10 protein-coding genes are annotated in these 11,419 nt (G+C 70.6%); 5 read left to right on the forward strand and 5 right to left on the reverse strand.

Annotated elements, in window-relative coordinates; genetic code table 11:
• Window positions 1-102 precede the first annotated feature (102 nt).
• Window positions 103-663, forward strand: coding sequence for a hypothetical protein (locus tag ACFW2E_RS29190; protein ID WP_384470058.1), 561 nt, complete (start codon window positions 103-105; stop codon window positions 661-663).
• A complete protein-coding gene (locus tag ACFW2E_RS29195; RefSeq protein WP_384470059.1) occupies window positions 660-1,958 on the forward strand; it encodes a carotenoid oxygenase family protein in 1,299 nt (432 codons plus the stop codon). Before ACFW2E_RS29190 ends, ACFW2E_RS29195 begins: the two co-directional genes overlap by 4 nt.
• Before the next feature lie 188 nt (window positions 1,959-2,146).
• On the opposite strand, the gene ACFW2E_RS29200 is transcribed toward ACFW2E_RS29195, so the two are convergent.
• Together ACFW2E_RS29200 and ACFW2E_RS29205 are read right to left on the reverse strand one after the other, a co-directional pair.
• A complete protein-coding gene (locus tag ACFW2E_RS29200) occupies window positions 2,147-2,737 on the reverse strand; it encodes a dienelactone hydrolase family protein (RefSeq protein WP_384470060.1) in 591 nt (196 codons plus the stop codon).
• A 353-nt stretch (window positions 2,738-3,090) separates the two neighbouring features.
• Entirely contained in the window at window positions 3,091-3,567 is a 477-nt protein-coding gene (locus ACFW2E_RS29205) for a hypothetical protein (RefSeq protein WP_384470061.1), read from the reverse strand.
• A 525-nt stretch (window positions 3,568-4,092) separates the two neighbouring features.
• On the opposite strand from ACFW2E_RS29205, the gene ACFW2E_RS29210 reads away from it, so the two are divergent.
• Together ACFW2E_RS29210 and ACFW2E_RS29215 are read left to right on the forward strand one after the other, a co-directional pair.
• Window positions 4,093-5,508, forward strand: a complete 1,416-nt coding sequence (locus ACFW2E_RS29210; protein ID WP_384470062.1) for a diacylglycerol/lipid kinase family protein — start codon at window positions 4,093-4,095, stop codon at window positions 5,506-5,508.
• Between the two features lie 159 nt (window positions 5,509-5,667).
• On the forward strand, window positions 5,668-7,005 hold the full coding sequence (locus tag ACFW2E_RS29215) for a jacalin-like lectin (RefSeq protein WP_384470063.1): 1,338 nt from the start codon (window positions 5,668-5,670) through the stop codon (window positions 7,003-7,005).
• A gap of 60 nt (window positions 7,006-7,065) precedes the next feature.
• On the opposite strand, the gene glpK is transcribed toward ACFW2E_RS29215, so the two are convergent.
• Together glpK and ACFW2E_RS29225 are read right to left on the reverse strand one after the other, a co-directional pair.
• A complete protein-coding gene (gene glpK / locus ACFW2E_RS29220; protein WP_384470064.1) occupies window positions 7,066-8,580 on the reverse strand; it encodes a glycerol kinase GlpK in 1,515 nt (504 codons plus the stop codon).
• Between the two features lie 47 nt (window positions 8,581-8,627).
• Entirely contained in the window at window positions 8,628-9,395 is a 768-nt protein-coding gene (locus ACFW2E_RS29225) for an IclR family transcriptional regulator (protein ID WP_384470065.1), read from the reverse strand.
• A gap of 188 nt (window positions 9,396-9,583) precedes the next feature.
• On the opposite strand from ACFW2E_RS29225, the gene ACFW2E_RS29230 reads away from it, so the two are divergent.
• The gene (locus ACFW2E_RS29230) at window positions 9,584-10,009 is read left to right on the forward strand and encodes an ATP-binding protein (RefSeq protein WP_384470066.1); all 426 of its coding nucleotides are present in this window, start codon (window positions 9,584-9,586) and stop codon (window positions 10,007-10,009) included.
• Between the two features lie 105 nt (window positions 10,010-10,114).
• On the opposite strand, the gene ACFW2E_RS29235 is transcribed toward ACFW2E_RS29230, so the two are convergent.
• Window positions 10,115-11,296 carry an FAD-dependent oxidoreductase gene (locus tag ACFW2E_RS29235; RefSeq protein ID WP_384470067.1) on the reverse strand — a complete coding sequence of 394 codons (1,182 nt, stop codon included), beginning with the start codon at window positions 11,294-11,296 and terminating at the stop codon, window positions 10,115-10,117.
• Window positions 11,297-11,419 lie beyond the last annotated feature (123 nt).

Here is an 11,419-nt window from a genome sequence, read left to right on the forward strand (position 1 = left end):
TGTCTGAGGCTCATGCCCCCACTATACATTCCAGTATTGACATGTCGCTAGTGGACCTTCTACTTTTGACATGTCAGGAGAGAGATCCGAAACGGAGAGATCATGTCCTACCTGCGTACGTTCCTGCCGTGGATCGTCTTCGCCGTACTCCCCTCGGGAAACTGGCAGTGGGCAGCGCTGGCCGCACTCGTCGTCGCCGTGGCACTCATCGCCCAGCAGGTACGGGCCGACACCGGATTCGACGCGCTGATCATCGAAGTGGGCTCGGCCGTCTTCTTCGCCGCGCTGACGGTCATCGCGTTCGCAGATCCCCACTCGGGTGTGCACGACTACTCCGCGGCCCTCTCCTCGGGCACTCTCGCGGTGATCGCCGGCGTGTCACTGGCCATCGGCAGGCCGTTCACGCTGGGCATCGCCAGGCGCACCACCCCGCGCGAGGTGTGGAACCTCAAGCCGTTCATCCGCACCAACGTCATCATCACCGCCGTTTGGACCGCGGCCTTCGCCCTGACCGCGGTAGTCCTCGCCCTGGTGGCACACGCGGGAGATGCCCACTCCACCACCGCGACACTCGTCCAGGTCGCCGGCTTCGTCGTCCCGATGGTCTTCACCGTCCGCTACGTCGCCTACGTCCAGGCCAAGGCCGGGCAGGCGGCCCGATGACCCCGCGTCACCTTTCCGGCAACTACGCCCCGGTCGCCGAGGAACTCACCGCCCACGACCTGCCGGTGACCGGCACGATCCCGCCCGCGCTGACCGGCTGGTACCTGCGCAACGGCCCCAACCCGGCCGACGCGGCCTCCGGACACTGGTTCTTCGGCGACGGGATGATCCACGGCTTACGGCTCGAAGGCGGACGCGCGGTCTCGTACCGCAACCGCTGGGTCCGCACCACCAGCCTCGACGACGGGGCACGGATGTACGACGACCGGGGACAGCGCGACCTCACGGCCGGCCCGGCCAACACCCACGTCGTCCGGCACGCCGGCCGCACCTTCGCCCTGGTCGAGACGGCGCTCCCCTACGAGCTCACCTGCGACCTGGGCACGAAGGGCCCCTACGACTTCGGCGGCAGGCTGCACACCGCCATGACCGCCCACCCCAAGGCCTGCCCCACCACGGGAGAACTGCACTTCTTCGGCTACGGGATCCTGGAGCCCGACCACCTCACCTACCACCGGGCGGACGCCTCCGGCGAGTTGGTACTCAGCAGGACCGTCGAGGTACCCGGGGCGACCATGCTGCACGACTTCGCCCTGACCGCCGAGCACATCGTCTTCATGGATCTGCCGGTCGTCTTCGACCTCGAACTCGCCATGGCCGGCCGGACCATGCCCTACTGCTGGGACGACGAGTACGGTGCCCGGCTGGGCGTGCTGCGCCGTGACGACCCGCACGGCGCCGTGCGCTGGTTCGACATCGACCCCTGCTACGTCTTCCACACGCTCAACGCCTACGACGCGCCGGACGGCACCATCGTCGTCCACGTCATGCGCTACGCGGAGATCTGGCGGCGCACCGACCAGGGGATCACCCCGCCCGTGGACGCCCTCCTGTGGACCTGGACCATCGACCCGGCGACGGGCACGGTCCGCGAGGAACAACGCGACGACCGGCCCGGCGAGTTCCCCCGGGTGGACGACCGGCAGACCGGACTCGTCTCCACACATGGGCACATGACCTGCGAGAACTCGCTCGTGCGCTACGACCTCGGCTCAGGGGCCGCTACCGCGCACGACTTCGGTCCCCATCGCACCCCCGGCGAGGCCGCCTTCGCGCCCGCCGACGACACGCCCGGCGGCCCCGGCTGGCTCCTCACCTACGTCCACGACGCCACCACCGACCGCAGCGACCTGGTCGTTCTCGACGCCGACAACCTCCAGGCCGACCCCGTGGCCACCGTCCACCTGCCGGCCAGGGTCCCGTTCGGCTTCCACGGCAACTGGCTCGCCGACTGACGGGACGGAGCCAGAGCTCCAGGGCCGGAGACCTCGCTTCGGCCCTTCGGCCTCGGAGTCCACGCCGCTCGTACGCGCCCGGTGAAGTGCTCCACCGCGGTACAAACGGCCCCGCGTCCGCGTCGTGAGCTCGCGTTCGGTCATGTTGGTCTCCCAGTGGCGGGAGACCAACATGTCAGCAGTGTCCGTCAGTTTTTGACCCGGTCCACCGCCCGCACAACGGCCAGTGTGCGTACGACCAGCGACGCGGCCGCGGCCGCGTCGTACGACGGGAGCGTGCTGTCGGCGAAGTAGTGCTGGTCGCCCGGGTAGAGGAACAGTTCCGCCCGCCCGGTCGAGGCGACCAGGGCACGCGCCGCGTCCAGGTCCCCCTCACCGGCGAAGAACGGGTCGGCGTCCATGCCGTGCACCTGGACGGGTACCCCGTCCGGCCAGTTCGGACCGAACTCGGCGACGGGAACGCAGGCGTAGTACAGCAGCGCCCCCCGCGCGCCGGACCGGGTCTGCGCCAGCTTCTGGGCCGGGAGCACCCCCACCGAGAAGCCCGCGTAGACGACGTCGGCGGGCAGGTCGTCGACCGCCCGGACGCCACGCTCGATCACCTCACCGAAGCCGGTCTGCTGGACGTACCCCATGCCCTTTTCCAGCGTGTCGAACGTATGCCCGTCGAAGAGATCGGGCGTGTGCACGGTGTGCCCGGCCCGGCGCAGCTCGTCGGCGAAGGCGGTCACCCCCGGCGTGACGCCGAGCGCGTGGTGGAACAGCACAATGTCGGTCATCTCTGTCTCCCGCTACGAGTCGATCCCGCGATCGATCCATGAGGTCAGTATGTTCGAGTGTCGTTCGATCAGGAGCCGGTTCCCCGGCCATGAGCGCCATTACCGACCCGCTCCGCGGTGTGCTTCTTGATCTACTCCTCGAACGGGCCGCGCCGGTCGGCGAACTTGCCGGGGCCGTCGGCCGCCCCGAGAGCACCAGCGCATCGGGGAGAAGTTCCACGGACGCACCGCCCGCACCATCTCCGCCGGCCGGGTCCGACAAGTGGGCGGCGGAGTTCCGGGAACGGATCGCCGCCGTGATGAACGAGTTCGACTACCTGCACCGGGCCGGGGACACGGCTGCTCGTTCGTCGTCAGCCCGAACCCCGCGGATCACCCGGGACGGCCCCGCCCCCGGCGATCTCACCGCTGTGCGCGGCCATCACCAGCGCGACGACCAGAGGTACGGCCCATGAGATGACGTGAATCGAAGGGGGGTAGCTCGCGAGGGAGCGGCCGTCCCCGATCAGACACTCCTGGGACAGCCGGGCGAGCGGGACACCCGCGGTGAGCGCCGCGAGCAGTCCCCTCGGCCAGGGCCGCGTGATCAGCCGGCGGGGCGCGACGGCCAGCACGAACGCGGTGGCGGCACCCAGCACCAGGCCTGCGGCCATGCTGACGAGTGCGGCGACGACACCCACGCCGAGCAGGGCCCGTCCGGTCCCCCACCGGCCCCCGGTCAGAAAGACGAAGGCACCGACGAGGAAGCCGCAGCCGAGGATCCCCGCGGGCCAGACCCCGATCAGCGCACCGATGCGCACACCTCGCCGGACGACAGCTCGAATCTCCACGCACGGCCCCCGTCACACGGCTCGTCGGTCATTCGGTCGTGCCCATGCTCGCAGACCGGCCCTTGCCGTGTGAGCACTCTCGAACACACGTCGGGACGCTGTCGGCCTGCCCATCCGCGGGCGCCCGCCCTCCGGCTGGTTCCCCGGCTGCTGCTGACAGACGGATCCGCAGGCCGCGAAGCCGGGCTGGTGGCACCCCGACAACCGGGGCTTCGTGCTTCAGAACGGGGTACCGCCCGGGTGGTCCCGGCCCCGCACGGCCGGACCACCCGGCAGGCACGTGGGACGTGTTCGACACGAACGTGCGACACCGACGCGCGACCGGATGCCTGCTGCTTCCCGCGCCGCGAGGCCGACGCCCGGGCAGCCGGGCTGAGCGAGCGTGCCCAGTCGCGCCCTGCCACATGAGCGGTCACCTGCGGCACTGGCCCCGCGCACGGCTCGGCCCGCCCTAACATGCTCCTGTTACGTGCTTGATCGTTGTCGGGTCGGTTCGGGGCCGGAAGGGCGGAGCGGGGCTTGGACATGGACGCGGGCCCTGACGGGAGCCCGAGTACGGGCTCGGGGCTGGACGAGCGGGCGCACGCGCGGCAACGGTGGGCCGCGCGGGCGTCGTTGACGTCGGCGGGACTGGCCGTGATCGCACCGATCGTGACCGTGGAGTCGGGCGGGCCGGTACTCGTGATCGTCGGCGCCCTCTCGATCATCGTGATGATGGCGGCACTGTGGTGGACGCTCACCCGGCGCGGATGGCTCAGGTTCGCCGCGGGCACACTCGCGGTCGCCGCGCCCGCCGCCTCGATCGCGCTCTTCGCCGTCGCGCAGCTGCTGTGGCTGCCCTTCCTGCTGCTGGCGCTGTGGGCGCTGGCCGTATGGACGGGAAAGGTCGCACTCAGCGGGACGCGGTCGCACGCCGTACAGGTCGTGGAGTACGAAACGCCCCCGCCCGCCCGGCCGTTCCTCATCATGAACCCGCGGTCCGGGGGCGGGAAGGTCGAGCGGTTCGGACTGAAGGAGAAGGCGGAACGGCTCGGAGCCCGTGTGCACCTGCTCGACACCAGCCGGTCGGACGGGCCCGAAGACGTCGCCGCACTCGCGCGTGCCGCGCTCGACGAAGGCGCCGACCTGCTCGGGGTCGCCGGCGGGGACGGGACGCAGGCGCTGGTCGCGGCCGTCGCCGCGGAGCACGACGTACCGTTCCTGGTGGTGTCCGCCGGGACCCGCAATCACTTCGCCATGGACCTCGGGCTCGACCGCGAGGACCCGTCGACGTGCCTGGACGCGCTCAGCGACGGTGTCGAGCTCCGGGTCGACCTCGGCTTCGCCGACGACCATCCCTTCGTGAACAACGCGTCGTTCGGGGCGTACGCCGCGGTCGTGCAGAGCCCCGAGTACCGGGACGACAAGGTTCGCACGACCCTGGATCTGCTGCCCGAGCTGCTCACCCACGAGCGCGGGCCGGTGCTCACCGCGCGGGTCGCGGGTACGGGCGGCCCGGACATCGTCATCGACATGCCCCAGGCATTGCTGGTCAGCAACAACCCCTACCGTACCGACGACTTCGCCGGCCTGGGCCGCCGGGAGCGGCTGGACCTGGGCGTGCTCGGGGTGCTGGGCGTCAAGGTGGAGGGCGCCGCCCAGGCCGCCGAACTGCTGCTGGGACGGTACGCCGAGGGGCTCACCGCGGTGAGCGCCCGGGAGGTCGTCGTCGAGTGCGACCGGGACGAGGTGGAGGTGGGCGTGGACGGCGAGGCTCTGATACTGCCCGCGCCCGTCCGCTGCCGCATCCGGCCTCGCGCCCTGCGTGTGCGGGTCCCCCGTGACAGGCCGGGTGTACCCGAGATCAAACCGCCCCTGGAGTGGAGACGGCTGCGCAAACTGGCGGCGACTGTGGGGCGGACGGCCCTCCCGAAGAGCCGGCACCCGAAGCCGGGGCTGTGACGGCGTGAAGCCACCTTTCCACAAAGGGAGTTGATGCACTCTCGGTCATATGGAGTTCCTCGATCGGCCGGGCACACAGGGGTACGCAGAAAGCGTTTTCCGCTAGGTTTGACATGTTCACATCTCAACCAGGCCTCCCCTCCCGTAGGAGACACCCCCATGCGCAGACTCGTCGCCTGTCTGGCGGCCGCGGTCGCCACCCTCGGCGGGCTCACGTCGGCGGCCACCCCGGCCGCCGCCGCCGGCTCGGGCACGTTCAGCGTGCTCACGTACAACGTCGCCGGCCTTCCGGAAGCGCTGTCCAGCGCGTCGACACCGCGCGACACCAGCACGACGGAGATCGGCCGGCGCATCGCGCCGTACGACATCGTCAACGTCCAGGAGGACTTCAACTACCACGCGTACCTCTACTCCACGGACACCCACCCCTACCGCACCGCGACCAGCGGCGGCGCGGGCATCGGCAGCGGGCTCAACACCGTCTCCGGCTACGCCTGGGACGGCGGCGACTTCGAGCGCGTGCGGTGGGACTCCTGCCAGATCGACTCCGGCGACTGCCTCACGCCGAAGGGCTTCACCTTCATGCGTGAGCGGCTGGCCGAGGGGGTCTACATCGACTTCTACAACCTGCACACCAACGCGGGCACGAACGACGGCGACCTCGCCTCACGCGCGGACAATCTCAACCAGCTGACCTCGTTCATCCAGTCGCACTCGGCGGGCAACGCGGTCGTGGTCATGGGCGACACCAACACCCGCTACACACGCACCGGAGACACCATCGCCGAATTCGCGGCGGCCAACGGGCTCACCGACGCCTGGGTGCAGCTGATCCGCGGCGGCACACCGCCCGCCAAGGGCAGCGACGCGCTGGTCTGCGACCAGACGGGTGCCACCGTGCCCAGCTCCTGCGAGGTCGTGGACAAGGTCCTGTACCGCGGCAGCGAACCGGTCACCCTGAACGCCACTTCGTACGACAACGAACACGGCGAGTTCCTGACCTCCGACGGGCGCATGCTCTCCGACCACGACCCGGTCACCGTCGGCTTCTCGTGGTCGCAGAACCCGGACTTCCGGCTGAGCGACCAGTTCGGCGGCCCGCACGGCGACTACTACCAGGACATCGAGAAGGTCCCGGCCGGCGCCCGCGCCACCACCGTCTCACTGCGCTCCGGCTCCCGGGTCGACCAGGTCGGCATCACCCTGAGCAACGGCACCTCGCTCACCCACGGCGGAACCGGCGGCACGGCCTCCTCGCTGACGCTGGGCAGCGGCGAGTATCTGACGACCGCCTACCTGTGCGAGGGCGTCAAGGACGACCACACCCGGATCTTCTACGCCAGATTCACCACCAACCTGGGTCACACCCTCGCGGGCGGTACGACCACCTCGGACTGCGTGACCCGTGCGGCTCCGTCGGGTTGGCAGATCGCCGGGTTCCACGGACGGTCGGGTGACGAGCTCGACAGGGTCGGCTTCATCTACACCAAGCGCTGACCGGGACGCCGGTGCGCCGGTACGGCGGACCGGCGTGTCGTGGCCGCCCGACGGCCGGGGTCACTGCGACTGCGGCGGTCTGATCCACCCCAGCGAGCGCTCGACGGCCCGCTTCCAGTCCGTGTACTCCGCCTCCCGCCGCTCGGGGTCCATGTCCGGCAGCCACTGGGCGGCGCGGTGCCAGTGGCGGCGCAGGACCTCGAGGTCCGACCAGTAGCCGGCGGCCAGCCCGGCGGCATAGGCGGCGCCGAGGGAGACCGTCTCGGCGACCATGGGCCGTACCACGGGCACGTCGAGCACATCGGCGACGAACTGCATGAGCAGGTTGTCCGCCGTCATCCCGCCGTCCACCTTGAGCTGTTTCAGGGGGACCGAGAAGTCGGCATTCATGGCGTCGACCACCTCGCGGGTCTGCCAGCCGGTGGCCTCCAGCACGGCCCGCGCCAGGTGTCCCTTGGTGATGTACGAGGTGAGGCCGACGATGACACCACGCGCGTCGCTGCGCCAATGCGGCGCGAACAGACCCGAGAACGCAGGCACGATGTAGCAGCCGCCGTTGTCCTCGACGCTCCGCGCGAGGGTCTCGATCTCCGGCGCGCTGCTGATCAGCCCCAGACGGTCACGGAACCACTGGACGAGTGAGCCGGTGACGGCTATCGAGCCCTCCAGGGCGTAGACCGGAGCCTTGTCCCCGATCTTGTAGGCCACGGTCGTGAGAAGGCCGTTGCGGGAACGTACGACATCGGTACCGGTGTTCAGCAGGAGGAAGCTGCCCGTTCCGTACGTGCACTTGGCCTCCCCGGGGGAGAAGCAGGTCTGACCGAACAGGGCGGCCTGCTGGTCGCCGAGGGCCGCCGTGATCCGGACGCCCGGGAGCAGCGCGCCGGCATCACCGTAGCTCTCGGCGGAAGACCGGATCTCGGGAAGCATCGGACGGGGCACCCCGAAGAACGCCAGAAGCTCCTCGTCCCAGGTCAGCGTGCGGATGTTCATGAGCATGGTGCGGCTGGCATTGGTGGGGTCGGTGATGTGCAGGCCGCCGTCCGCACCCCCGGTGAGGTTCCAGATCAGCCAGCTCTCCATCGTGCCGAAGAGCACGTCACCGCCCTGGGCACGCTCTTGCAGGCCGCTGACGTGGTCGAACAGCCAGCGGATCCGCAGCGCGGAGAAGTAGGTCGAGGGAGGCAGGCCGCAACGTTCGAGAAAGAACTCGTCGCCGGGGCGTTCTCTGAGCTCGTCGACGAGCGATGCGGTACGGGTGTCCTGCCAGACGATCGCCCTGCCCAGCGGGACACCCGTGCGCCGGTCCCAGAGCACCGTCGTCTCTCGCTGGTTGGCGATACCGATGGCGGCGATGTCCCGCGCGCCCGCACCGGCCTCGGACAGGGCGTCGGGCACGATGCGCTGCAGATTGCGCCAGATCTCGACGGCGTCGTGCTCCACCCATCCGGGCTTGGGGAAATGCTGCTCGTGCTCCCGCTGAGCGACCGACACCAGCCGGCCCTGCTGGTCGAACAGGATGCATCGGGTGGAAGTGGTGCCCTGATCGATGGACATCACATACCGTTCAACCATGATCGGGTCTGCCTTCCGATGTCCGATGTGTCGACGCGGCGGTGGCATCACCAGCGAGCTGCGCCCAGGTCCCTCGAGATCGCTCTCGCGGCCTCCCGAAGCAGCGTGATCAGGTTCGGCAGGGGGCGGCCCTGGCCGTCACAGATCCTCTCGACCGGACCGGACAGCCCGATGGCGCCCACCACGAGACCGCCGTGCCCACGGATGGGTGAGGCGATGCCTGCCTCACCCATGCTCATCTCCTGAACCTCGGCGGCCCATCCCAACTCCCGGACCTCGGCGAGGGCCCGGTTGAGATCCTCCGGGGAGACCAGGGTGTGCCGGGTGTACGTCTCCAGCCCGAACTCCAGCACCGACTCGAGCGGCGCGGTCCCGAAGGCCAGCAGCACCTTGCCCAGCGAGGAGGCGTGCAGCGGCAGCAGCGCCCCCACGTCGAGGGTCTGCAGCGAATCGTCCGGCCGGAACACGTGGTGGACGATCAGGACCCTCCCCTCCAGCGGGGTGCCCAGCCGTACGGCCTCCCCGCTGCGGGCGGCCAGGGCGTCGGCCCAGTTGATGGAGCGCGACCGCAGCTCGTTGACGTCGAGGTAACTGGTCCCGAGATGCAGCAGGGCGGCACCGAGCTGGTACTTGCCCGTCGCCGCGTCCTGCTCCACGAAATCGACGTGCTGGAGCGTGCGGAGGATGCCGTGGGCGGTGCCCTTGGCCAGACCGAGCGCAGCCGCCACCTCGCCGAGTCCGAGCCGACGGGGCCCACCGGCAAGCAGCCGCAGGATCGCCGCCGCACGTTCGATCGACTGGACTGGGCCGGCCATGAAACGAGCCTAATACCGCCGAGAGCTGACCGCCTTACGAACAGGTCACCGGCTTTGAGCAGGTCAAAGACCCTGTTCGGCAATGCCGACCGGTGTTCGTTGACCCGCGGCCCTCGACTTCCTAACGTGCATGCGAGGCGCGCTCGAGGCCGGGGAACAGCCGCGAGCGCCGAGCCGGAGGAGAGCAGATGGCGGCACAGCTCGACACAAGGCCGAAGCAAGCAGTCGAACGCATCGGTCCGCTGCCGCCCGTCGCCGTGGCCGTATCGGTCATGCGACGGCGGGTGCGGGCGATCCTCGCCGCCTGGAACGTGTCTCCGGAGATCGTCGACGACGCCCTGCTCGTGGTGTCGGAGCTGCTGACCAACTCCATCGTCCACGCTCTGCCCCCGGCGGAACTGCGGCTGTCCTGGCGTCGTCGCGGCGGCCGGTACACCCTGCGCATCGCGGTCACCGACGCGGGGCCCGGGCCCGCGGCGGGGCACTGGCCCCTGGGGACCGACCCGGACGAGCACGGTCGGGGCACGGAGGTCGTCCACGCGCTGGCGACGAAACACGGTATACGCATCCACTCCGGCGGGATCACCCGGTGGGCCGATCTCGTCGCGGAATGACAGCACCCGAGCGACAGCGCCGTCCTCGACACGAACACGGCCGAGTGAGGCCGACCGCTTCGGTCACACCGACAAGCACGGTGCCGTGCGCGAGGCGGAGCTTGGCTACCCGGGAAGGCGGAAGCCGTTGAAGAGGTCGTCCATGCCGCGCAGGGCGAAGCGGGTGGGGGTGGCGCGGACCACGGCGTCGCGGATCGCCACCGCGAGGGGGTTGCGGAGGGCGCCCAGGCGGCCGACGCGGCGGGCGCGGACGCGCACGGCGTCGGTGCGGTCACGGCGGGCGACCGTGTACGCGGCGAGGGCGGCCGGGAGGGAGTCCGAGCCGTCACCGGTGTCTCCGGCGGGCAGCAGGTGGGCGAGGACCACCGCGTCCTCGATGGCCTGGCAGCCACCCTGGCCGAGGTTGGGAGCCATGGCGTGGGCGGCGTCGCCGAGCCAGACGATCCGGCCGTGGTGCAGGCGTGGGAGCGGGGCGGCCAGATCGTAGAGGTCGTTGCGCAGGACGTCGGCGGGGGCGAGGCGGCCCACCCGGTCCAGCAGAGCCGGGATCGGGTTGTGCCACGAGCCGAAGCGACGGCGGAGTTCGGCACGGTGGTCGGCCGACCCGCGGCCGGCTGGAACGACTGCGGTGGCGTAGAGGTAGAACCGGCCGTCGGAGAGCGGTGTCACGCCGAACCGCTCGCCGCGTCCCCAGGTCTCGCTCATGGCCGGTATCCGGAGGTCCGGGGCCTCCACGATCGTCCGCCAGGCGGTCTCGCCGATGTAATGCAGGCCTGGGTGGGAGGGGAAGTACGCGCGGCGCAGCGGGCTGTGGATGCCGTCGGCGGCGACGACCAGATCGGCGGGAAGGTCCGGGCCGGCTGCCGTACGAACGATCGGGCGGCCCGCCGCGTCGTCGACACCGGTCACGGCGGTGCCGTAGCGGAGGGTCTCGGGTGGCAGGGCGGCGGCCAAGGCGGCGGTGAGGGCCGGGCGCGGAACAGCGATCGGTGGCATGCCGTAGCGGGCCGCCATGTCCGCCGTGTCGGCCCGGGTGAGCCACCGGCCGTCGGGGCGGCGCACGCCCATCGTTGCGGGTACGGCGCTGCCGGCGGCGTGAGCGGCGTCGACGCCGATGGCGTCGAGTGCGCGCAGGGCATTGGGGGCAAGGCCGATGCCCGCGCCTGTGGCGGGGGGTTCCGGGGCGCGTTCGCATACGGTGACCTGCCAGCCGCGGCGGTGCAGCGCGATGGCGGCCGCGAGGCCGCCTATTCCGGCCCCGACCACCACCGCGTGACGTTTCGGCATGGAGCACCTCTCGGTTCGGTTCAGGCATCCTCTACAGCTGTAGAGTCGCGGCGCGAGAGACCGCGTTCTTTGATCAACCCACCCCCCGACCCCCCCCCCCCCCCCCCCCGCCCCCCCCCCCCC

The sequence above is a fragment of the Streptomyces sp. NPDC058964 genome (assembly GCF_042741275.1).
GTDB lineage: Bacteria > Actinomycetota > Actinomycetes > Streptomycetales > Streptomycetaceae > Streptomyces.

What these genes read in the sequence shown, in the direction of transcription:
- ACFW2E_RS29190 (WP_384470058.1), top strand. Translation starts at nt 103, where the DNA reads ATGTCCTACCTGCGTACGTTCCTGCCGTGGATCGTCTTCGCCGTACTC.
- ACFW2E_RS29195 (WP_384470059.1), top strand. Translation starts at nt 660, where the DNA reads ATGACCCCGCGTCACCTTTCCGGCAACTACGCCCCGGTCGCCGAGGAA.
- ACFW2E_RS29200 (WP_384470060.1), bottom strand. Translation starts at nt 2,737, where the DNA reads ATGACCGACATTGTGCTGTTCCACCACGCGCTCGGCGTCACGCCGGGG.
- ACFW2E_RS29210 (WP_384470062.1), top strand. Translation starts at nt 4,093, where the DNA reads ATGGACGCGGGCCCTGACGGGAGCCCGAGTACGGGCTCGGGGCTGGAC.
- ACFW2E_RS29215 (WP_384470063.1), top strand. Translation starts at nt 5,668, where the DNA reads ATGCGCAGACTCGTCGCCTGTCTGGCGGCCGCGGTCGCCACCCTCGGC.
- glpK (WP_384470064.1), bottom strand. Translation starts at nt 8,580, where the DNA reads ATGGTTGAACGGTATGTGATGTCCATCGATCAGGGCACCACTTCCACC.
- ACFW2E_RS29225 (WP_384470065.1), bottom strand. Translation starts at nt 9,395, where the DNA reads ATGGCCGGCCCAGTCCAGTCGATCGAACGTGCGGCGGCGATCCTGCGG.
- ACFW2E_RS29230 (WP_384470066.1), top strand. Translation starts at nt 9,584, where the DNA reads ATGGCGGCACAGCTCGACACAAGGCCGAAGCAAGCAGTCGAACGCATC.
- ACFW2E_RS29235 (WP_384470067.1), bottom strand. Translation starts at nt 11,296, where the DNA reads ATGCCGAAACGTCACGCGGTGGTGGTCGGGGCCGGAATAGGCGGCCTC.